This window comes from Kribbella deserti (genome assembly GCF_042434725.1).
Classification (GTDB): Bacteria; Actinomycetota; Actinomycetes; order Propionibacteriales; family Kribbellaceae; genus Kribbella; species Kribbella deserti.
Window position 1 is genome coordinate 170993 of sequence record NZ_JBHLTC010000028.1, and the last position, 21727, is coordinate 192719.

Consider the following 21727-nt stretch of genomic DNA (forward strand, 5'->3'; position numbering starts at 1 on the left):
TTCGCCAGCTGGGAGGCACCATGACCATCCGCGCCCATACGAATCTGGCCGCGCAGCGCGTCGCGCGGCACACCCTTCGCCTGTTCGGTGATCCAGTCGCGGAACTCGGCAATCCGCGCTGGCATGCCGATCCGTATCCCCTGCTGCGGCGCATGCGCGAGCGCGGCCCGCTGTGGAAATCCCTTTCGGGAACCTGGGTGGCGACGTCGTACGACGTCTGCTCGGCGCTGCTGCGGGATCGCCGGATCGGGGTACGTCACGCCGACGGACGCCCGCCGTACCGCTGGCCCGGACCGGTCGAACCGCCGTGGGTGAACACCTTTCTCGAACAGGACCCGCCGGACCACACTCGGTTGCGCCGGATCGCCGCCCCGGCGTTCACCCGCGCCAAGATGCCGGCGTACGAGGCCCGGGTCGCCGAGATCACCGCAGCGCTGATCGACCGGGCTCCGGACGACTTCGACCTGGTGAGCGATTTCGCCGGACCGCTGCCGATCACGGTGATCCGCGAACTGCTCGGCATTCCGGCGGCGGATGACGCGGTCTTCGCGCGGTATGGCCAGGTGGCCGGCGCCGCGTTGGACGTCAGCTCGGTCCGGCAACTGAACGAGGTGACGGAGGTGAGCATCGCGTTGCGGCAGCTCTTCGCCGAGCTGATCGAGCTGCGTACCGCCGAACCGGGCGATGACGTGATCAGCACGTTGGTGGCCGCACTCGGCGAGGACCGGCTGACCGCGGAGGAGCTCGTCACCACGGCCGGGCTGTTGCTGCTGGCCGGATTCGAGACCACGGTCAACCTGCTGGGCAACGGCGTCCGCTTACTGCTGGATCATCCCGCCCAGTGGCGGGCGTTGTGCGATGAGCCGGAGCTCGCGCCGCGGGTGGTCGAGGAGGTGCTGCGCTACGAGACACCGTTCCAGTACGGCGTCCGCTTCACCCACGAGCCGGTCGAGGTCGAGACCGGTCATGGGCTGGTACGGCTTCCGGCGGATGCGCCGGTGATGATCATGTTCGGGCTGGCCAATCGGGATCCGGCGGTGTTCACCCGGCCCGACCAGTTCGACATCCACCAGCAGCGGAATACCGAGCACCTGGCCTTCGCGAGCGGCGCGCATTACTGCCTGGGTGCGCCGCTCGCGCGGCTGGAAGGGGCTGTCGCGTTCAAGACCCTCGCGACCAGACTTCCTGGTCTGCGTCGCAACGGCTCTGTCGGGTGGCGTCCCTCCAGCCTGGTGCGCGGTATCACCAGCCTGCCGGTGCGCAAGTAGCCCGAGGGACCGCCGGCCTTCGCTTCGGCCGGCGGTCCCTCGGGCTTGGTTCAGCGGTAGCCTTCAGCGGTAGTCGGCGAAGAAGGTGCGGATTTCGTTGAGCATCAAGTCGGGGACTTCGAGGGCCGCGAAGTGGCCGCCGCGCTCGTACTCGGTCCAGCGCTTGATGTTGTTCGTCCGCTCATCCACGCTGCGCAGCGCGACGTCCTCGGTGCTGAACAGCGCAACACCAGCGGGCGTTTCCAGTGCCTCGGGCTGACCCCAGGCACCACCTTCGGCATGCGCCGTCTCGTAGTAGATCGCCGCGGCCGAAGCCGCCGTACCGGTCAGCCAGTAGATCATCACGTTGGTCAGCAACTGGTCGCGATCGACGGCCTCATGCGGCAGTTCGTTCGCGGGGTCGGTCCACTCCTTGAACTTCTCCACGATCCACGCCAGTTGTCCCACCGGCGAGTCGACCAGACCGTAGGCCAGCGTCTGCGGCCGGGTGGACTGGATCGCGATGTAGCCGGCCTGATCGGCCATGAACGCGTTCATCCGGTCGACGCGAGCACGCTCGGAGGGCGTCAGCCCGGCCAGTTCGTTCTCGTCGACGATGGGGTAGTCGAAGCCACCGTTGACGTGGATCGCGAGTACGTGCTCGCCATCGCGAAGCGCCAGCTCACGAGTGATACCGACGCCGATGTCACCACCCTGGGCCACGTACCGGTCGTAACCGAGGCGGGCCATCAACTCTTTCCAGGCCGAGGCGATCCGGCCGGCGGACCAACCGGTGTCGGCCGTCGGGCCAGAAAACCCGAACCCGGGCACGGAGGGTACGACCACATGGAAGGCCTGCGCCGGGTCGCCACCGTGGGCTCGCGGGTTGCTCAGCGGGCCGATCAGCCGCTCGAACTCGACGATCGAACCGGGCCAGCCGTGGGTCAGGATGATCGGTACGGCCGTGGGCTCGGGCGAACGGACGTGAATGAAGTGCACGTTCTGGCCGTCGATCTCGGTGGTGTACTGCGGGAACTCGTTGAGCGCGGCCTCGTGCTTGCGCCAGTCGTACGAGTCCTTCCAGTAACCGACGAGCTCACGCAAGTACTCCACCGGGACACCGCGGCTCCAGCCGATGCCCGCGGGCTCACTCGGGTAGCGGGCGATCTCGAGCCGGCGCCGCAGGTCGTCGAGTTGCTCCTGCGCGATGTCGATGCGGAAGGGGTGGATCTCCGTGTTGTTCTTCATGTCTCAAGCTTAGAATCCGGTTAGGACAGAACTAGTCCTAGCTGAAAGGCATTCTGAATTCATGTGGGAAACCTCCGGACGACTCCTCAAACTGCTGTCCCTGCTCCAAGCGCGTCGCGAGTGGGCAGGTACCGAACTGGCCGACCGCCTCGAAGTGACCACCCGAACCGTTCGGCGCGACATCGAGCGCCTCCGCGAGCTCGGCTATCCGGTCGAGGCCACCGCCGGAACTGCGGGCTACCGCCTCGGCGCCGGGGCGGAACTGCCTCCGCTGCTCCTGGACGACGAGGAAGCGGTGGCGGTCGCACTAGGACTTGCTACGGCTGCAAGCGGATCAGTCGCGGGTATGGAGGAGACGTCCGTCAGGGCCCTCGCGAAGCTCCAGCAGGTACTGCCGTCCCGTCTGCGCCATCGCGTTGCGACCCTGCAGGCGGCGACGCTCTCCCTTACGAGTGGAGCCGCCCCTGTCGATCCGGACGTACTCACAGCCGTCGCCACCGCCTGCAGGGACAACCAGCAACTACGGTTCGACTACGCCAGCCATAACGGATCCGAGAGCCTTCGCCGGGTAGAGCCGTACAAACTCGTCTATAGCGGTCGCCGGTGGTACCTGGTCGCCTACGACCTCGATCGCGACGACTGGCGCACCTTCCGGGTCGATCGACTTAAACCACGCATACCCACTGGGCCCCGCTTCACTCCGCGGGAGCCACCTGAGGGCGGCATGGCGGGCTATACGTCCCAGTCGGTCGCGGTGTCGGCGTACCGCTATGAAGGTCGTTTCACGATCGAGGCCTCCGCCGAGGCGGTTCGCGACCGGATCCCTCCTACGGTCGGCAAGGTGGTTCCGATCGACGACGGGCGTTGCACGCTCACTGCCGGGTCGAACTCGCTGGACGAGCTGGCCTTGTACGTAGGTCTACTCGGCCACGATTTCCAGGTTCACGCGCCGGCGGAGCTAGTGGAACACCTAAGCACTCTGGCCGATCGACTCAAACACGCCAGCACCTAACCACTTCATTGCCAGGGCCGTCGACCTGGCTGAGCAGCATTTAAAGCGCTCTTCATGGCGGCATCTGGTCAATACTCACGCAATGGCCCTGCAGTCTTGACCATTTCTTGTCCAGTGTGAGACGGTCCTCGACACCCCACTCCCAGCTTTTGGAGGTGTCATGAAACGAATCCGCCTGACGGCCGTACTACTCGCGGCCGCCGTCGTTTCACCCGCCCTGACCGCCGCATCCGCCGGCGCCTACAACCAGCCTGAACCGCGGCGCGCCCTGGCCCTCGCCTGGCAGGACGAGTTCAATACCGCGGCCGGAACCCGCCCGAGCTCGGCCAAGTGGAACTACGACCTCGGCGGCGAACCAAGCTGGGGCAACGAGGAATGGCAGTACTACACGAACCGCCGGGAGAACGTTTCGACCGACGGCGCGGGCAATCTCGTCATCCAGGCTCGCAAGGAACGCCTGCCCGGCATGGAGAACTGCCAGTTCGGTACCTGCGATATCACCTCGGGCCGGATCACCACCAAGGCCAAGTTCGAGCAGGCCTACGGGCGGTTCGAGGCGCGTATCAAAGTTCCGGACGGCGCGGGTTTGTGGCCGGCGTTCTGGATGATGGGCAACAACATCGACCAGGTCGGCTGGCCGGACAACGGTGAGATCGACATCATGGAGATCATCGGCACCGAGCCGTACACGCTCTACGGCACCGTGCACGGGCCCGGCTACCACTCGGAGAACGGCCCGGGTGGAGAGACCCGCAACACGCAGAAGTGGTCCGACGCCTTCCACACCTTCGCGGTGCAGTGGTCGCCGCAGGAGATCTTCTGGACTGTAGACGGCCGTCGCTTCCATACCGTCACTCCCGCCGATATCCCGGCCGGAGCCGACTGGGTCTTCGACCACCCGTTCTACCTGTTGCTGAACCTGGCCGTCGGTGGAGTCTGGCCAGGTCCCCCGAACTCGTCCACCCGCTTTCCGGCGAAGATGCTGGTCGACTACGTTCGGGTCTACAGGTGACGCCTGCCAGTTGCACTGAATCGTCCTGAGGGAGATGCAAGCCAGCCGTGACAGTGAGTCTGCGGAAGCGCGATCGCGCCCGGGAACACCTGATCGGCCTGATCGAGTCCAGGGCGGTCGGGCAGGCGATCCCGTCCGAACGGCAGCTGTCCGCTGATCTCGGCATTTCCCGTCCCACGCTGCGATCGGTGGTCGACGAGCTGATCCGCGACGGCTGGCTGGTTCGTCAGCACGGCCGGGGCATGTTCGTCGGTACGCCCAAGATCGCCCAGGAGATCGTCGGCGGTCCTACTCTCACCGGCGGGGCCGCCTATCCCCCAGCCCCCGGCAACTGGACCAGCCGCGTGCTCAGCCACTCCGTCGTACCCGCGGGCATGGCAATCGGTAGCCGACTGCGGGTCAAACCCGGCACGCCCGTACTGCGGATCGCCCGGCAGCGTCTGGTCGACGGCGAGCCGATGTCGCTGGAAACCATTCACGTGCTCGACGAGCTGGTGCCGTCCATCGATGTCGCGGCGGTCGAGACCGGCTCGTTCTACGCCTTGCTGCGCCAGCGGTACGACGTGATCCCGACCGACGCCGAGCAGATCCACGAGGCTGCCGCGGCCGACGCGACCGAGGCCGCGCTGCTCGGGCTGGTCGAGGGCGCGCCGATTCTCACGCTCGAGCGGGTCACTCGCGATCAGCACGGCCGGTTGTTCGAGTACACCCGGGCGGCCTATCGCGGCGATCGCTATCGGGTCACCTCGCATTTGTCGCTGACCGGGCCGCCCGACACCGCGCACACCCGGATCACGCCGACACCTGGGCAGTTACGCCCTCTCGACCCGACCGACTCAGGACACTAGTTCGCCGCGTCACCGGCCCGCGCGGCCAGTGGCCGGGTGCGGTTAGTTGAGGCGGCTCTGCAGGTCGGCGGCCTGGCGGTACATCCGGGCGAACTCGTTGCGGAACTGCGGACGGTCCACGATCTGCGACTTCCAGGGAATGACCACCTGCACGGCCGCCCTCTGCGGCCGGCCCACGGCGTACACCGCTCCGGCCGGATCGATCGCGGTCAGCGCCACGGCCACCGCGTCCGGGACGCCGCCGAGCATGCGCACGATCAGCAGGCAGTCCTCGGCGTGATCCTCGTTCATGTGCTGCAGCACCGCGTCCACCACGTGCGGCGCGAACGGGTCCGGGCGCAGCGGATCGCGCCTGAACTGCTCGGGAGACGGTGGCACGCTCATGCTGATTCCCTCCCAGCCGCACTGCCCGCGACACGGGAAATGCGAGTTCGCCTCAACCGATCTGCGGTTAGTTAGGCTAGCCTAACTTGCGTGACCCTACAATCGGATCCGACGGCCACGGCCCAGCTGCCGCTCTCGGCCCGCTTTCGCGAGCAGAGCCGGCAGGTCCACCGCGATGCGGCCGAGAGCACGTTCCTGGCCGCCCTCACCGACGGCCGGCTGGATCTGGCCGGATACGCCGCGCTGGTCGCTCAGCATGCGGCGATCTACCAGGGCATCGAACGGCTCGCCGACGGGTTCGCCGATGATCCCGTCGCGGGCGCGTTCGTTTTCCCCGAGCTGTACCGCACGCCCGCGCTGACCGCCGACCTGGCGTACCTGCACTCCACCGGCGCCCGGCAGACGCGACTGATGCCCGCCACCGAGCGGTACGTCGCCCGGCTGGCGGAGCTGACCGGCTGGCCGGGTGGTTTCGTGGCCCACCACTACGTCCGCTACCTGGGCGACCTGTCCGGCGGGCAGGCGATCGGCCGTTCGGTCGCCACGCAGTACGGGCTCACCAACGGCGGCGACGGCCTGCGGTTCTACACCTTCGACCAGGTGCCTTCCCCCAAGCTCTTCAAGGACCGCTATCGCGAACTGCTCGACACCGCCGACTGGGACTCCGACGAGCAGCAGCGCATCCTCGACGAAGTCGATCGCGCGTTCCGGTTCAACCTCGAGCTGCTGATCGACCTGGCCGACGAGGTTCTCCCGCACTACAGCTGAGCCTCCTCCTCAGTGGCGCGAGCGCCCTCGGTACGCTCCGGGCATGACCGCTCGCAAGATCCTGCTCATCGGTATCGGCGCCGGCGATCCCGGCCACCTGACCATTCAGGCGGTCGAGGCGCTGCGGCGTACCGACGTCTTCTTCGTCCTGGACAAGGGCGAGGTCAAGCAGGAACTGGTCGATCTGCGCCAGCACATCCTCGACACCTACGTGCCCGAATGCCGGGTGGTGACCGGCCGCGACCCCGAGCGGGACCGCGGCGCCGAGGCGTACGTCGAGGCCGTGGACGACTGGCGCCGGCGCCGGGCCGACGTTTGCGAAGGCATGATCCGCGCCGAGTTGGCCGACGGCGGCACAGGCGCGTTCCTGGTCTGGGGCGATCCCACGCTGTACGACAGCACCCTCGCGATCGTCGAGGACCTTCGCCTCCGCGACGGGCTGGATCTGGAGATCGAGGTCATTCCCGGCATCAGCAGCGTCTCGGCCCTGGTCGCCCGGCACCAGGTGAGCCTGACCCAGGTCAGCAAGCCCGTGCAGGTGACAACCGGCCGCCGCCTCGCGAAGGCCTGGCCGGACGACGTGGACGACCTGGTGGTCATGCTCGACGGCCAGACCGCCTTCACCGAACATCTCGGCACCGGCGCCACGATCTACTGGGGCGCCTACCTCGGCACACCGGACGAACTGCTCATCTCGGGCCCACTCGACGAAGTAGCGGACGAGATCGTCAAGGTCCGCGCCGAAGCCCGCGAACGTAAGGGCTGGATCATGGACACCTACCTCCTCCGCCGCTGAAACTCCTTATAGGACGAACGGGTTGATTCCGTTGGCGGCCATCACGTACCAGGCGGTGGCACCGGTGTGCAGCGACGCGTAGTAGAGATCGCCGAAGCCGGTATCGAGGCCGTCGCTCGACGCCGCGACAATGCCTTCGCCATCGGCGTTCGGGGCGCTCTGCTGAGCCTGGGCCATGCTCGCGAGGTAGCCGCCGATGCGGGCCTGGTCGCCCGGGCCGTTGCGCAGGCGGAGCGCCGCGATCAGGTGGGCGGTGCCCTCGAACCACACCTTGCTCACGTCGGTATCACTGAAGCTGATCCCGGTGAAACCCCGGTCGGTCGCGGAAAGGTTCGCGATGGTCCAGTCCAAAGCCTTGCTGTACAAGGAGTTCCGCGTCGCCAGGTAGGCCCACGTCTGTACGTCGGCCGGCACCGGATTGCGGTTGATCGTCACGCCGTCCGGGTTGGTCCCGGTCCAGATCCTGCCGCCCGCCGGGTCCCACATCGCCCGGACAAACGCGAACGCGCGATCCGACCGGGTCTTCCACACCGCGTTGCCGGTCTGGCGATGCAGCATCGCGAAAAACGCGCCGATATCGATGTTGTGCTCGGACGCCTTGAACGTGAGCTTCTGGTCATCGCCGTTCTGCCCGCCGGTGTATCCCGGAATGCCCGCACCGCTCCACGCCTTCGACTCGATCCAGTTCGCGGCGGTCAACGCGCCATTGAGGTAGCGCCGGTCCCGGGTCCGTTGGTACAGATGCGCGAGCGCCATGCCGACCCAGGCCTGGTTGCCGGTATAGGCCGCGGGCGATCCGATGTACGGCGTACCGTCCGCGGTGATCAGCGGATTCGGCTGGTACGACGCCCGGGTGCGGCCGTCACCGATCGGATCGTGCTGCTGGACGTACAACATCACGTCACCGAGCATCTTCGCCCGCGCCACCTGCGCACTCGACGAGTCCTTGCTCAGGGCAATGACCGTGAGCGCGTCGTCGTACAGGAACGAGGAGACGAAGTTGATCTCGGCGAAGTAGCCGCCGGTGAAACTCCTCGGCACCCGCAGGGTCGTTCCCGAGCCGTACTCGTCGATCTTCTTCGCCAGAAAGCCCTTCGCCAGATCAGCCGAGGCGCTCCGGCAAGGCTTGGCCATCAAGGTCCGCGGTCCACTCGCGACGGCAGTGGATGCGGCGGCAGTGGATGCGGCGGCTGGGGTGATGGCGAGGGTGCCGGTGAGCAGCGCGGCGGAACAAGCGACGGCAAGGGCACGACGGGACATACGTCCTCCTGATATGACGGACCAGCCTGGGGCGGTGGCGGTGCGAGCAGCATCAATTCCTGCCGTCGGTAATTATTATTGACCGTTGCGACGCCCTTCCGTCAAGAGCGAAAGAAATACTCACTCACTATCGAGCCGTTCAAAACGCCAGGACCTGGTTCGTGGCCGCGTCGTAGGGTGCGGGTATGGCCCGTACGCTTCCCGATTTGTTCAGCGCAGCCGTACGACGTGACGGCGCGAGCCCTTTCCTCACCTACTACGACGACACCTCCGGCGAGCGGATCGAGCTGAGCTATCTCACCACCGCCAACTGGGTGGCCAAGACCGCGAACCTGCTCGTCGACGAATACGAGCTTGAGACGGGTGAGACAGTCGCGAGCGGTCTGCCCCCGCACTGGCTCGGCGTGGTCTGGGCCCTGGCGACCTGGTCGACCGGCGCCTCGCTCACGAGCGGCCAGGGCGATCTCGCCATCACCGGACCGGACTTCGCCATCCGCGGTACCCGCGAGACCGTCGCGAGCGCGCTCCTCCCACTTGGTGGACGATTCCGCGAACCCGTGCCGGAAGACATTCAGGACTACGGCGCCGAGGTCTACAACCACCCGGACGGCTTCTTCCCGATGGACCCGCCGACGGCCGACTCTCCGGCGTACGACGAACGAACCCACGCGGACCTGATCGAGTCCTCACCGGCGATCACCCAGCGAATCCTCACCACCAAGGACCTGACCGGCCCCGAAGGCCTTTCCCTCCTGGTCGGCGTGATCGCGGGCGGCGGCTCGATCGTGCTTTGCCGGAACTTGAACCCCGACAAACTGGAGCAACGAGTGGCGGACGAAAAGATCAACGAGGTGATCGGCTAATGCAGCGATACGACGGACGGGTGGCCCTGGTAACGGCCGCCGGCCAAGGCATCGGCAAAGCCGTCGCCGAGCGCATCGCGGCCGAAGGCGGTTCCGTCCTGGTCACCGACCTCGACGGCGAACGCGCTGCCCAGGTGGCCGCGAAGATCGGCGAACGGGCCCTCGGCATCCAGGTGGACGTCACCTCGCGAGCCGACATCGACGCGGCAGTCGCGGCCGCGGTCGAACGCTTCGGCCGTCTCGACCTCCTGGTCAACAACGCGGGTGGTTGCATCGTCACCAGCGACCCGGAGCAGACCACGGTCGACGACTGGCACCGTCAGCTCGACGTCACGCTGATCAGCGCCGCCCAGTGCATCCAGTCGGCCCTTCCGCACCTGCGGGCCGTACGCGGCAACGTCGTCACGATCAGCTCGGTCAACGGCCTAGCCGCCTTCGGCAACCTGGAGTACTCCGCCGCGAAGGCGGGCCAGCAGAGCATGACCCAGAACTTCGCCGCCCGCCACGGCCGCGACGGCGTCCGCTTCAACATCGTTGCCCCCGGCACCATCCGTACGCCCAACTGGGATTCCATGCCCCAGGCCCTGGACCGCCTCAAGGAGATGTATCCGCTCGGCCGCGTAGGCGAACCCGAGGACATCGCCGCCGCCGTAGCCTTCCTAGGCTCCGACGACGCCTCCTGGATCACCGGCCAAACCCTCCCCGTAGAAGGCGGCGTCCTAACCGGCCCCGCCTTCCTCATCCACCAGACCCGCCCATAACCCCCCACCTCCCCGCTCATCGGACCCTTCTGACGCGGCGTGTCGCCGTTCATCGGACGCTTCTTACGCGGCGTGTCGCCCATCATCGGACCCTTCTGACCACCCCTCGGCGTGTCATCGGACCCTTGTGACAAGGCGTGTCGCGGTTCATCGGACGCTTCTGACGACATGCACTCGCCGGCTTGCAGACGACCGCCGTCGGACACTTCCGCTGGCATTCATTCGTCCGAATCCGCCCTCCAACCCACCGCGGACCCGCACACGTCCGCCTACCCGGAGGCGGATTCGGACGAATGAATGCAAACACCAGGTGGCACCGCCATCCCCATGGCCACAAGAGTCCGTTGAGCGGCAGGCAAGACCCGATGGCACCACCGTCCCCGTGGCCACAAGGGTCCGATGAACGGCGACACGCCGCGTCACAAGCGTCCAATGAACGGCATACACGGCGCGGCGGAGGGTGGGTGGGGGGTGGGGACGGGCTGGACGGAGGAGCCGACGTGACCGAGTGTTTTGAACGGCCAGGGCATCACGCGTGGTCGAGGCGGCACACTCGCCAACGCTCTCGCGGGACTCCAGGCCGAGCTGGTAGTCGCCGCAGTCGACTCTGACCGCCTCTACCCGCCGAGGCTTTCGCAGGAACTCGCCGAAGCCAGTGGCCGCGAACTCCACCTGATCAAGTCGCCGTACGGCCATGACGGCTTCCTGATCGAGCTCGACCAAGTAGGCCCCTTGATCGCAAAGGCCCTCAGCGCTTAAACCACCTCAGCACCTAGACCAAAGCAGCGCGTGGACCGCAGCAAGTCAGCTGCGCGGCCAGGCTTCCCAGGCGGAGCGGAACATCTCGTCGACGGTGTAGGAGTTCTTCCAGCCAAGATCGCGGGTCGCAAGCTCGCCAGACGCCACCACGCGCGACGGGTCTCCCGGCCGGCGAGGAGTTTCGCCTGGCGTGAAGTCGATCCCAGTCACACGACGAGCCGCATCCATGATTTCGCGGACCGAGGTGCCACTACCGCTTCCCAGGTTGTACGCCGGGGCCAACGCCTTACCGGACTCCAGTGCCCGGGCCGCCGCCACATGCGCGTCAGCCAGATCGCCAACGTGCACGTAGTCCTTGACCGAGGTGCCGTCCGGCGTCGGGTGGTCGGTGCCGTAGATGCTGGGCACTTCGCCCTTGCTCAGCAGGTTGCAGACGATCGGGAACAGGTTGTACGGGCTGGCGTCGTACACCTTCGGATCGGCCGAGCCGACCACGTTGAAGTACCGCAGCGAGGTGTGCTTCAGCGGAACGGCGTTGGCCTGGTCCGCGAGCAGCCATTCGCCGATCAGCTTGGTCTCGCCGTACGGCGACTGCGGACCGGTCGGGGTGTCCTCGGTGACCAGCTCCGCGTCAGGCGTGCCGTAAACGCCCGCGCTGGAGGAGAAGACGATGTTGTGAATGTCCTGCGCGGCCATTTCGTTCAGCAACGTGACCATGGCCGTCACGTTCTGTGTATACGTGTGCAGCGGACGTTCGACCGAAACGCCCGCGTACTTGTACCCGGCCAGGTGCACGACCCCGGTCACGCCGGTCAGCGCGCGGCGCACCGCCTCGGCGTCCAGCAGGCTCGCCTCGATGAACGGCACCCCCTCGGGCACGAACTCGGCATGGCCGCTCGACAGGTCGTCGATGACCACCACGTCGATCCCGTTCGCGCGAAAGGCACGCACCACATGCGCCCCGATGTACCCGGCACCACCAGTCACAAGCCATGTCATAGGGCCAGTCTTTCACCCGTACCATGGCTCGCCATGATCGGTCTCGTACTTGCCGCCGGTGCCGGGCGCCGCCTTCGCCCCTACACCGACACCCTGCCCAAGGCGCTGGTTCCGATCGATCCCGAGACCAGCGTGCTCGACCTGACGCTGGCCAACTTCGCCGAGATCGGCCTCACCGATGTCGCGATCGTGGTCGGTTATGCCGCCCAGGCCATCGCCGACCGCCAGAAGGACCTCGAGGCCCGCTACGGCGTACGGCTCGAACTGGTGCAGAACGACAAGGCCGAAGAGTGGAACAACGCCTACTCACTGTGGTGTGCGCGGAACCTGCTCGACCAGGGCGTGATCCTGGCGAACGGCGACACCGTGCACCCGGTTTCGGTCGAGCACACGCTGCTCTCGGCCCGCGGCGAAGGCCGGATCATCCTTGCCCTCGACACCGAGAAGGCGCTTGCGGACGAAGAGATGAAGGTGATCTGGTCGCAGGCCAAGGGCGTCGAGCGCATCACCAAGTTGATGGACCCGGCCACCGCCACCGGTGAGTACATCGGCATCACCCTGATCGAGCCCGGCGCCGGCGCGGATCTCACGGACGCCCTCCGCACCACCTGGGAGCGGGACCCGAACCTGTACTACGAGGACGCCTATCAGGAGATGGCGGATCGCGGTCTGCGCATCGATGTCGCCCCGATCGGCAAGGTGGACTGGGTCGAGATCGACAACCACGACGACCTGGCGCGGGCCCGAGAGATCGTATGCCCCTCCTAGCCCGCATGATCCCCGCTCCGCTCGTCGTCGACGTACGGCGTGGGGCGCTGGCCGAACTGGGCGGAATCCTCGCTGACCAGCGGATCTCGCCCGGCGGCCGGGTGGCCATCGCGGTCGGGGCGACGTACGGCCCGACGGTGCGGAAGTTGTTCGCCGACGCGATCGACGGCCACGGGCTCGCGGCAGCGGACTGGTTCACGGTCGAGGGTGGCACGATCAACACCGCAGTTCGCCTGGTCGAGCAGGTCCGGCTGCGCCGCTACGACGCGATCGTCGGGATCGGCGGCGGCACCGTGCTGGACGTGACGAAGTTCGCCGCGGCCCGGCTCGGCCTGCCGATGGTCGCGGTCGCCACCAACCTGGCCCACGACGGCATCGCCTCGCCGATCAGCACACTCGACAACGACGCCGGGCGCGGCTCCTACGGCGTACCCGCGCCGATCGCCGTACTGGTCGATCTCGATCTGATCGCGCAGGCCCCACCGCGGTCGATCCGGTCCGGCATCGGCGAGGTCGTCTCGAACCTCTCGGCCATCGCCGACTGGGAGGCGGCCCACCGCCAGCACGGTGAGGAGATCGACGGCCTCGCGGTCTCGCTGGCCCGAACCTCCGCCCAGGCGGTGATGAACCACCGCGGCTCGATCGCGGACGACGACTTCCTGGTCACGTTGACCGAGGCGCTGGTGCTGTCCGGCCTGGCCATGGTCGTGGCGGGCACGTCCCGGCCCTCGTCCGGCGCTTGTCACGAGATCTCGCACGCGATCGACCTGATGATGCCCTCGCGCCGCGCCCACCATGGCGAACAGGTCGGCCTCGGCGCCGCCTTCGCCTGGTGGTTGCGCGGTGACGAACAGGCCTTCCACGCCACCGTCGACTGCCTGCACCGCCACGGCCTGCCGGTCCGCCCGGCCGATCTCGGCTTCAACCTGGTCGAGTTCACCGAGTTCGTCACGTTCGCTCCGCAGACCCGGCCCGGCCGCCAGACCGTGCTGGAGGACCTGGCGTTGACGATTCCCCAACTCACCGAACAGGTGCACGCCTTCAACGATCACGCCTACGCCCGGATCACCAACGACGGCGTCATCCAGTAGCACCGAGCGGGCATCAGCCGACCCCAGCCGATCGTCATCAGCCACCACCAGCCGTTGAATCCGCCGGCACAGGAGTGGAAAGACGGCCGGCGGTAAGGCTATGGACGCTGTCCGTGTACGCCCCGATGCCCGCGTCCTCCGTGGCCAGGAGCAATGTCTGGTTGTAGACCTGAACGGATTCGGCCAGCAGGTCGAGGATCTCGCGGGCGCCCTGCGGGTCCAGCCCGGCTGTGGGCTCGTCGGCGAAGATCACACGCGGCTCGGTCGCCAGGGCCTGCGCGATCGCCACACGCTGGCGCTGAGCGTCCGTCAGCCGGTCCGGCAAGGCGTCCAGGCGGCCGGCCAGCCCCACGCGGCCGAGGATCTCCTGGCACCTGCGCCGGTCCACGCGTCGGCCCGCCTGGCGTAGGGGAAGTATCACGTTCTGCAGCACGGTCAGAGCCGGTTGCAGCCCTGACTGCTGGAACAGCAAGCCGACCCGTTTGCGCCGGAACCGCGCGAGCGCCGCCTCACTGCCGTCGGACAGCAGTTCACCATCGACGTAGATCCGGCCTCGGCTCGGCCGATCAAGGCCCGCCGCGCAGCGCAGCAACGTGCTCTTGCCGGCTCCAGGTGGCCCGACCAGCGCGGTAAAGCTGCCTGATGGCACGCCCAGGGTGACGTCACTCAGCGCCGTGACTGGAGTCGCCACATCGCCGAACACCTTGTGCACGCCGATCAGCCGAATCGCCTCGGTCGCGCTGGTCACCATCGCCTTGTCTCCTTGCCACGCCTGAACTGCCATACCTCGACGTTAGACCGCTCGGACGTGCCATCCCATGGGGCTGACCACCCGATTCCAGTGGGGCTAACCCCACCTCTCCCGGTGGAAATCCGCAGGACTCCGCTACGGAAATCCACAGCACCCGCGGCCGTGTCTGCCCGGTCAGACAGGGCCGCCGCGGCAACGGAAGGCGGGAACCGGACCAAAGGCGAAGGCGTTCAGCTGAAGTGTCATGTTGCGACGAGGTCATGAAACCGATTGGATACGGTCCGCAACCGCGCGAAGAGCGCGCCGGTGACAGACGTCCTGACGGACCCCAGTAGATTGGCCCGCATGTCAACCGCCCCCGAGTCGGTCGGGACCGCGTCACTCGCGGCAATGGCCGAGCAGTTCGGGTTGTCGAAGAGTTCGGTACGTCCAGCCTTCGGCAGCTACGTCCGTGAACTCTGGGGACGACGCCAGTTCGTCCTCAGCTATGCCCGTGCCCGCACCTACGCGGCGTACGCCGGAGCCCGCCTCGGCTCGCTCTGGCAGATCCTCACCCCGCTGTTCAACGCGGCGGTCTACTACCTCGCTTTCGGCCTGCTGCTGAACACCAAGGCCGGGGTGGAGAACTACACCGCGTTCCTGATCTGCGGCATGTTCGTCTTCAGCTTCACCCAGCGATCGATGATCGAGGGCGCGCGCTCCATCTCGGGCAACATGTCCCTGATTCGCACCCTGCACTTCCCGCGGGCCACGCTGCCGATGGCCTACGTGCTGAACGAGCTCACCCAGATGCTGATGTCGATGGGCATCCTGCTGGTGATCGTCGCGGTCACGGACGGTTTCGCGGTCAGCTGGCTGCTGATCATTCCGGCCCTGCTGCTGCAGACCGGCTTCAACATCGGCATGACGCTGACGTTCGCCCGGCTCGGCGCGTTCATGGGCGACCTGAACCAGCTGCTGCCGTTCATCACCCGCACCTGGCTGTACGCGTCCGGCGTCTTCTTCTCGATCCCGGACAAGCTGCGCTCGGCGGAAGCGCCGGACTGGGTCATCCAGGTGCTGGCGTTCAACCCGATCGCGGCGTACATCGACATCATGCGGCGGGCGATCCTGGCCAACCACGAACCCCACCAGCTGCCCAACGCGTGGTGGATCGCCACCGGCTGGACCCTCCTTGCCCTTGTCGGGGGCTTCATCTACTTCTGGCGTGCGGAGGAGAGGTATGGACGTGGCTGAGGCGGCGGTCCCGAGTCCGGTGACTGCTCCAGCAGAACAACGAGTCCCGACGGTGATCGCGGACGACGTGCACATCATCTACAAGGTGATGGCGGGTGGTAGCAAGGGCACCGCGGCGACCGCGTTCTCCCGGCTGATCAAGCGCCAGCAGCGGCCGACCGTGCGTGAGGTGCACGCCGTCCGTGGTGTCACGTTCACCGCCTACAAGGGCGACGCGATCGGCCTGATCGGGCGCAACGGCTCCGGCAAGTCGACCCTGCTGCGCGCGGTGGCGGGTCTGCTGCCGCCGGCGAGCGGTTCGGTCTACACCAACGGCCAGCCGTCGCTGCTCGGCGTGAACGCCGCGATGATGAACGACCTGAGCGGCGACCGGAACATCGTGCTCGGCTGTCTCGCGATGGGCATGAGCCCGGCCGAGATCGAGCAGAAGTACGACGAGATCGTGGACTTCGCGGATATCGGTGAGTTCATCGATCTGCCGATGCGCACGTACTCGTCCGGTATGGGCGCGCGGCTGCGGTTCGCGATCGCGTCCGCCAAAACGCACGACATCCTGCTGGTGGACGAGGCACTGGCCACCGGTGACGCGAACTTCCGGGTCAAGTCCGAGCAGAAGATCAAGGATCTGCGCGACGAGGCCGGCACGGTGTTCCTGGTCAGCCACAGCCTGGAAACGGTGATCGACACCTGCAACCGGGCCATCTGGCTCGACAAGGGCACGATCAAGATGGACGGCGAAGCCAAGGAGGTTGTCGACGCCTACCTGGCGGAGACCACCAAAAAGCGCTGATCCCAGCAGTTGAAACCCCGCCGGCGTCCAAGGATCCCGGCGGGGTTTTTCGTTCGGAAGTCTGGCGGTCACGGCCGGTGTTCGGCAGACTCGGCTTTTCGTTCCGTCCAACGAGAAGCGAAGGGGGGCAGATCATGAGCCGTTACCTCACCGCGGTGAAGCGCAGGATGACGCGTTCCACGCACGGCATCTGGTACTACTACCCGATCTACTGACCGGGCGGCCGGTGGAGCGGACCCAGACCGTTCCACTCGGCTGTCCGGTGAACCTGTCTGGTGAACCTGTGGGGGGAGACCACTGGTGCGAGTTCCCGGCCCGCGAGGCCTGCCGTTCGTCGGTGCGATCCTGGACTTCGAGGACGATCCGCTTGGCTGGATGGTCCGTACCCGCGAGAAGTACGGAGACGTGGTCCGGCTGGATTCCAGCATGGTGGTCGTGCACGACCCCGCCATCGCCCACGAGGTGCTTCGGACCACCAACGACGAGTACATGCTCGACAACCGGCTAGAGGCCAGCAAGAGGGGCCAGCAGGAACTACTGGACGGACTCCCGTCCTGGATGGACGCCCGCCGCTATCTGGCTCGCGGAGTGAGCCGTCCGATCCTTGCCAGCCATCTGCCGCGTCTGCAGCGCTACCTGGGCTCTGCGGTCCAGGACGCGGCCGGACATCATGAGGACCTCTTCGACGTCACACAGCGGCTGCTGGGCGCTGCTACGGCCGACTACTGCCTGGGCGGCGGCGATGAGGACCTGGGCGAGGTCACCAAGGCAGTCGAGGAGATGTTCTGGGTATCACTCCAGGTCACCGACAGCGCCGAGTCACGCATCCGTGGCACCGCCCGTCCGATCGCCACCCGCGCCCACCAGCTGAACGTAGAACTGGTCGAACTGCTCACCGAGTACGTCGTACGGCGGAGGGCCGCCGAACGGCCCAGCGAACCTCGCGACATCCTCGACGCCTTGCTGGCACACCCCGCGGCTCTGACCGACAAGCAACTCGCGAACGTCGTACGGCTGATGGTCGTCACCTCCCACGGCCCACCCGGCGTAGCCCTCGCCTGGACCCTCATCCGGCTAGGCGAACGTCCGGACCTGGTCGACGCCATCCGGGCGGAACAGCCCGGGCACGACGCCGTACAGACCCTGGCCGTGGTCAAAGAGGCCCTCCGTATGCACCCGCCCGTGTGGCTCATGGGCCGTACGGCGCTCAGGCCCGTGCACGTAGGGCCGTACAAGCTCAAGGCGGGTCAACGTGTCTTGATGTGTCCGTACCTCATCCACCGCGACGAGAGGTTCTACGACAGGCCGGAGGAGTTCCGCCCAGAGCGCTGGCTCACGACGACACCGCCCGCGGGAGACTTCTATCTGCCCTTCGGCGCGGGCACGCGCGTATGCCCTGGCGGACGACTAGGCCAGCTACAGCTCATCGTGGCGCTCATCACCATCTTGGCGACGCACAACTTGCAGGTCGCTCCCGTGGCGGCCGTCCGGTCTAGAACCAGCACGCTGCTGATCCCCGGCACGGCCGGCGGCTGGATCAGGCGGTAGCGGCCAGCGCGGGCCCGGCAGGACGTTCCTTGAGGCCGACGATGAAGCCGGCGCCCCAGGTGACGTGCATGGTGGCGCAGACCAGCGGAAGCCAGAACAAGGCCTTCCAGGGCAGATAGCGGCCTTCCACCATCGAACCGGCGATGAGGCCGAGACCGTAGAACAGCGGCGCCAGGAAGCCCAGGACGAGCCAGCTGACCCCGGTCGCCAGGCCGACGACGCCGAGGATCGAGCCGAGCACGATCAGCGTGACGGCCACTGGCGGCGCGAGGTAGCGCTTGCTGGCGGTCTCGGGGTGGCGGCGAATGACCTCACGACGCCACTGTCCGGTCATGTAGAACTGCTTGGCCACAGCCGTCAGCGACGACCGGGGCCGGTAGGTGACCGAGAGATCGGGACTAAACCAGATCAGCCCGCCGGTCTTGCGAATGCGGTAGTTCAGCTCCCAGTCCTGGGCGCGGTGCATGGTCTCGTCGAAACCACCAACACGCTCCAGCGCCGTACGGCGGAAGACGCCCAGGTAGACGGTGTCGGCCGGTCCAGGCTTGCCACCTTGGTGGAACGTCGAGGCGCCCAGGCCCAGCCGCGAGCGGTACGCGCACGCGACGGCCATCTCGAACGCCGTCCGGCCCTCGGCCGCCATCACACCACCGACGTTGTCCGCGCCGGACTCCTCCAGCAGCTCGACCGCGCGCCGGATGTAGCCCTGCGTCAGTACGCCGTGGCCGTCGACCCGGACGATGATGTCGTGGCTCGCGTTCTTGATGCCGACGTTCAGCCCGGCCGGGGTTTTGCCGGTCGGGTTCGGCACGATCCGGATCCGCTTGTCCGTGGCCGCGATGCCTTCGGCGATGGCCATCGTGCGGTCCTTGCTCGGACCGATCGCCAGTACCACCTCCAGCTCGCCGGGGTAGGACTGTTCGAGAACACGACCGACCGCCTCGGAGAGGTGTCGTTCCTCGTTCAGTACCGGCATCACGACAGACACCGGTGGCCAATGGGACAAGGACATAGTTCAGGCCGCCGTACAGATAGATGCGACGTCGTCGACGTCGGGAGTGGACTTGGTGGGCGTGCTCGTCGGCTTCTTGCTCGGTTTGGCCGTCGATTTCGGGGTGGTGGTCTTCTGGTCGGAGCCGTCCTCGGCCGCCTTGTCCAGCGCCTCCGAGCGGGCGATGGCCTGGGCGACCTTGGTGCGGATCAAGGGAAAATCGGGGTTGCCCGTCTTGATCAGCGGTGGCACCGGCGAGAAGCTTGACACCTTGAGCTTCTTCGAGTCCAGCGCGAGATCCACGAAGGTGCCGAGGTGGCTGGACGGGATGTCGGTTTTCACCACCTGCTTGCTGGCCGCGGCGATGCCCTGGAACTTCGTCAGCACCGTGCGCGGCTCGAGCTGATTCAGCATCGCGGTCATCACGCACTTCTGCCGGGTCATCCGCTCGTAGTCGGTCGAACCGGCCCGGGACCGTGCGAACCACATCGCGTGGTAGCCGTCGAGGTGCTTGTTCTTGCCCGGGGTGATGTAGCCGTAGATCGGGCTGCCGACACCGCCGATCGGGACCCGTTTGCCGACGTCGAGGTTGATCCCGCCGACGGCGTTGATCAGGTTCACGAAGCTGGCGATGTCGATCATCACGAAGTAGTTGACCTTGAGCCCGGTGATGGCCTCGACCGCCTGCCGGGTGGCGAGCGCGCCGGGATCGGTCACGCCGGGGAACATGTCCTTGTGCTGGGTGGCGTAGGTGTAGACGCCGTTCAGGAAGCAGTTCGCGGCGCAGTCGTCCCACTGGAAGCCGTCCGGGAACTTGTCGTGCATGGCCGTGCCCTCGGGGAACGGCACCTTCGCCATGTTCCGCGGCAGGCCGATCAGCACGGTCCGGCCGGTCTCGGCGTCGATACTGGCCAGCGTCATGCTGTCCGGCCGCAAACCGGTCCGGTTCTTGCCGGAGTCGCCGCCCATCAACAGCACGTTGTAGCGGCCCTTGTCGGCCTTCGACTTCGCGTGCCCGCCGAACACACTCGCGACGAAGTCCGCCTGCGCCGAGACGACGGTGCTCGCCCAGACCAGCGCGATCACCACGCCGAGCGCGAGCACGGCGTCGGTGATGCTGGCGGTGAGCCGGTGGTTGCGCTCCAGCAGCAGCGGCTTGCCCAGCCGGTAGGCGTCCACGAACAGCACGGCCCAGCCGATCGCCAGCACCACCAGCACGGCCTGGATCACCCGCAGGAACCACGGCTGCACGATGAAGTTGATCGTCGGCCCACGCCAGATCAGGGCCAGCACCGCGATCAGCACGACGATCGCGAGCAGGCTGGCGAGCAACCGCCAGACGAACCGGCCGACGCGCTTGTTACCAGCGGCGATCTGGGCCGATCCGGGTACCACCAGGGTCATCAGCAGCAGCGTCAGCGCCCGCTTGAAGCGGGTCGGCTCGCTGAGGTTGCGCAGGTCAGATTCCTGCGGCATGACGTCCTTCCGTTCGTCCCGTCGTCATGACGACGATCAGTATTGCCACGGTACGGCGCTCGCCTGGGACAGGCGCGCCGCCACCGGCCGGTAGTGAACCGGACACCATGTTCGACGTTGACGAAGCTGTGATGGTTCGGATCTCCTGTTTCCGGAGACGAAGGGTAACAGGGCCAACACACCCTGCTTGCACCGCCATGCAAGCCGTCGTTTCAGCCAGCAGTTCCCAACGTGAGGACAGGAAACCGCCCATGAAGTTGCTGCGAACACTCACTGTAGGCATCGTCACCCTCGGTGCCTGCGTGATCGGTATCACCCCGGCTGACGGTGCCGTGCTGACCGATCGCGTCGCTACGAAGGCCGCCGCCCCCGGCGCCGATTTCGCCGGTATCGCGGCGCTGAGCAACTGCTCGGCCTCGCTCGTCCGGTACAGCGACTCCCAGCCGGCCGACAAGGCGCTGGTACTGACCAACGGCCACTGCTACGAGGGAGGTTTCCTCAATCCCGGCGTGGTCCTGGTCAACCGCGCGTCGAGCCGCTCGATCACCCTGCTGCGGCCGAACGCGTCCAACGCGGGCACGGTCCGGGCCTCCCGCATCATCTACGGCACGATGACCAAGACCGACATGCTGGTCTACGAAGTGACCGAGTCGTACGCCGCGATCCAGTCCCGCCTGGGCGTCACGCCGCTCACGCTGGCCCGGCAGGCCCCGGCCGCGGGTGCGGGAATGGCCGTCGTCTCCGGCTACTGGAAGCGGATCTACACCTGCTCGGTGCAGAGCACGATCTACCAGTTGCGTGAGGGCAACTGGCGCTGGTCCAACTCGATCAAGTACCGCCAGCCCGGTTGCGAGACCATCGGTGGCACCTCGGGTTCGCCGATCGTCAGCACCAGCACCGGCGAGGTCATCGGCGTGAACAACACCGGTAACGAGGACGGCGCGCGCTGCACCGTGAACAACCCGTGTGAGGTGGATGCGGCGGGCAACATCACCGTCGACCGGGGTGCCGCCTACGGGCAGCAGACCTGGTGGATCTACACCTGCCTGACCAACCGCAAGCTCGATCTGGCCAAGGCCGGTTGCCAACTGGCCCGCTAAGCACCAACTCGTCAACTAG

Annotated in this window: 22 protein-coding genes; 15 read left to right on the forward strand and 7 right to left on the reverse strand. The window is 66.9% G+C overall.

The window, feature by feature from the left end; all coding sequences use genetic code 11:
- Window positions 1–20: 20 nt before the first annotated feature.
- Window positions 21–1268: a cytochrome P450 gene (locus ACFFGN_RS21550; protein ID WP_380050569.1), complete on the forward strand. Its 1248-nt coding sequence runs from the start codon at window positions 21–23 to the stop codon at window positions 1266–1268.
- 63 nt (window positions 1269–1331) lie between these two features.
- Here the strand turns inward: ACFFGN_RS21550 and ACFFGN_RS21555 are convergent, their stop codons facing one another.
- Window positions 1332–2495 (reverse strand): epoxide hydrolase family protein, encoded by a 1164-nt coding sequence (locus tag ACFFGN_RS21555; protein WP_380050571.1) that lies wholly within the window; start codon window positions 2493–2495, stop codon window positions 1332–1334.
- Between the two features lie 61 nt (window positions 2496–2556).
- On the opposite strand from ACFFGN_RS21555, the gene ACFFGN_RS21560 reads away from it, so the two are divergent.
- The 3 genes from ACFFGN_RS21560 to ACFFGN_RS21570 all read left to right on the forward strand — a co-directional run bounded on the left by ACFFGN_RS21560 (window position 2557) and on the right by ACFFGN_RS21570 (window position 5367).
- Window positions 2557–3507, forward strand: coding sequence for a helix-turn-helix transcriptional regulator (locus ACFFGN_RS21560; protein ID WP_380050573.1), 951 nt, complete (start codon window positions 2557–2559; stop codon window positions 3505–3507).
- A 160-nt stretch (window positions 3508–3667) separates the two neighbouring features.
- Complete coding sequence (locus ACFFGN_RS21565) at window positions 3668–4519, forward strand: glycoside hydrolase family 16 protein (RefSeq protein WP_380050575.1); 852 nt, start codon at window positions 3668–3670, stop codon at window positions 4517–4519.
- Window positions 4520–4566: 47 nt separating this feature from the next.
- The gene (locus tag ACFFGN_RS21570; RefSeq protein ID WP_380050577.1) at window positions 4567–5367 is read left to right on the forward strand and encodes a GntR family transcriptional regulator; all 801 of its coding nucleotides are present in this window, start codon (window positions 4567–4569) and stop codon (window positions 5365–5367) included.
- A gap of 42 nt (window positions 5368–5409) precedes the next feature.
- Here ACFFGN_RS21570 and ACFFGN_RS21575 read toward each other — a convergent pair whose 3' ends face one another.
- Complete coding sequence (locus ACFFGN_RS21575; RefSeq protein WP_380050579.1) at window positions 5410–5751, reverse strand: DUF2470 domain-containing protein; 342 nt, start codon at window positions 5749–5751, stop codon at window positions 5410–5412.
- Window positions 5752–5841: 90 nt separating this feature from the next.
- Here ACFFGN_RS21575 and ACFFGN_RS21580 point away from each other — a divergent pair, with 90 nt between their 5' ends.
- Window positions 5842–6519 carry a biliverdin-producing heme oxygenase gene (locus ACFFGN_RS21580; protein WP_380050581.1) on the forward strand — a complete coding sequence of 226 codons (678 nt, stop codon included), beginning with the start codon at window positions 5842–5844 and terminating at the stop codon, window positions 6517–6519.
- A gap of 43 nt (window positions 6520–6562) precedes the next feature.
- The gene (gene cobF, locus ACFFGN_RS21585; protein WP_380050583.1) at window positions 6563–7315 is read left to right on the forward strand and encodes a precorrin-6A synthase (deacetylating); all 753 of its coding nucleotides are present in this window, start codon (window positions 6563–6565) and stop codon (window positions 7313–7315) included.
- A 6-nt stretch (window positions 7316–7321) separates the two neighbouring features.
- Here the strand turns inward: cobF and ACFFGN_RS21590 are convergent, their stop codons facing one another.
- Window positions 7322–8575: an AGE family epimerase/isomerase gene (locus tag ACFFGN_RS21590; protein ID WP_380050585.1), complete on the reverse strand. Its 1254-nt coding sequence runs from the start codon at window positions 8573–8575 to the stop codon at window positions 7322–7324.
- A 185-nt stretch (window positions 8576–8760) separates the two neighbouring features.
- On the opposite strand from ACFFGN_RS21590, the gene ACFFGN_RS21595 reads away from it, so the two are divergent.
- From ACFFGN_RS21595 to ACFFGN_RS21605, 3 genes are all read left to right on the forward strand, one after another.
- Window positions 8761–9438, forward strand: a complete 678-nt coding sequence (locus tag ACFFGN_RS21595) for a TIGR03089 family protein (protein WP_380050587.1) — start codon at window positions 8761–8763, stop codon at window positions 9436–9438.
- Window positions 9438–10199 (forward strand): SDR family NAD(P)-dependent oxidoreductase, encoded by a 762-nt coding sequence (locus ACFFGN_RS21600; protein WP_380050589.1) that lies wholly within the window; start codon window positions 9438–9440, stop codon window positions 10197–10199. Before ACFFGN_RS21595 ends, ACFFGN_RS21600 begins: the two co-directional genes overlap by 1 nt.
- Window positions 10200–10712: 513 nt before the next feature.
- Window positions 10713–10958, forward strand: a complete 246-nt coding sequence (locus ACFFGN_RS21605; RefSeq protein ID WP_380050591.1) for a homoserine O-acetyltransferase family protein — start codon at window positions 10713–10715, stop codon at window positions 10956–10958.
- 45 nt (window positions 10959–11003) lie between these two features.
- On the opposite strand, the gene galE is transcribed toward ACFFGN_RS21605, so the two are convergent.
- Entirely contained in the window at window positions 11004–11957 is a 954-nt protein-coding gene (galE, locus tag ACFFGN_RS21610; protein ID WP_380050593.1) for a UDP-glucose 4-epimerase GalE, read from the reverse strand.
- A gap of 33 nt (window positions 11958–11990) precedes the next feature.
- On the opposite strand from galE, the gene ACFFGN_RS21615 reads away from it, so the two are divergent.
- Both ACFFGN_RS21615 and ACFFGN_RS21620 read left to right on the forward strand, forming a co-directional pair.
- Window positions 11991–12725, forward strand: a complete 735-nt coding sequence (locus tag ACFFGN_RS21615; RefSeq protein ID WP_380050595.1) for a phosphocholine cytidylyltransferase family protein — start codon at window positions 11991–11993, stop codon at window positions 12723–12725.
- Window positions 12726–12730: 5 nt separating this feature from the next.
- A complete protein-coding gene (locus ACFFGN_RS21620; RefSeq protein ID WP_380050597.1) occupies window positions 12731–13816 on the forward strand; it encodes an iron-containing alcohol dehydrogenase family protein in 1086 nt (361 codons plus the stop codon).
- 37 nt (window positions 13817–13853) lie between these two features.
- Here ACFFGN_RS21620 and ACFFGN_RS21625 read toward each other — a convergent pair whose 3' ends face one another.
- The gene (locus ACFFGN_RS21625; protein ID WP_380050599.1) at window positions 13854–14600 is read right to left on the reverse strand and encodes an ABC transporter ATP-binding protein; all 747 of its coding nucleotides are present in this window, start codon (window positions 14598–14600) and stop codon (window positions 13854–13856) included.
- A gap of 312 nt (window positions 14601–14912) precedes the next feature.
- On the opposite strand from ACFFGN_RS21625, the gene ACFFGN_RS21630 reads away from it, so the two are divergent.
- The 3 genes from ACFFGN_RS21630 (at window position 14913) to ACFFGN_RS21640 (ending at window position 18141) form a co-directional block, all read left to right on the forward strand.
- The gene (locus ACFFGN_RS21630; protein WP_380050601.1) at window positions 14913–15803 is read left to right on the forward strand and encodes an ABC transporter permease; all 891 of its coding nucleotides are present in this window, start codon (window positions 14913–14915) and stop codon (window positions 15801–15803) included.
- The gene (locus ACFFGN_RS21635) at window positions 15790–16593 is read left to right on the forward strand and encodes an ABC transporter ATP-binding protein (RefSeq protein WP_380050603.1); all 804 of its coding nucleotides are present in this window, start codon (window positions 15790–15792) and stop codon (window positions 16591–16593) included. The genes ACFFGN_RS21630 and ACFFGN_RS21635 overlap by 14 nt, the downstream gene beginning before the upstream one ends.
- A 300-nt stretch (window positions 16594–16893) precedes the next feature.
- Entirely contained in the window at window positions 16894–18141 is a 1248-nt protein-coding gene (locus ACFFGN_RS21640; RefSeq protein ID WP_380050605.1) for a cytochrome P450, read from the forward strand.
- On the opposite strand, the gene ACFFGN_RS21645 is transcribed toward ACFFGN_RS21640, so the two are convergent.
- Window positions 18131–19153 (reverse strand): glycosyltransferase family 2 protein, encoded by a 1023-nt coding sequence (locus ACFFGN_RS21645; RefSeq protein WP_380050607.1) that lies wholly within the window; start codon window positions 19151–19153, stop codon window positions 18131–18133. The two genes, ACFFGN_RS21640 and ACFFGN_RS21645, sit on opposite strands and share 11 nt — an antisense overlap.
- Before the next feature lie 3 nt (window positions 19154–19156).
- Entirely contained in the window at window positions 19157–20608 is a 1452-nt protein-coding gene (locus ACFFGN_RS21650) for an LCP family protein (protein ID WP_380050609.1), read from the reverse strand.
- Between the two features lie 251 nt (window positions 20609–20859).
- Between ACFFGN_RS21650 and ACFFGN_RS21655 the strand changes: the two genes are divergently transcribed.
- Window positions 20860–21708: a S1 family peptidase gene (locus tag ACFFGN_RS21655; protein ID WP_380050611.1), complete on the forward strand. Its 849-nt coding sequence runs from the start codon at window positions 20860–20862 to the stop codon at window positions 21706–21708.
- The last annotated feature ends 19 nt before the right edge of the window (window positions 21709–21727 follow it).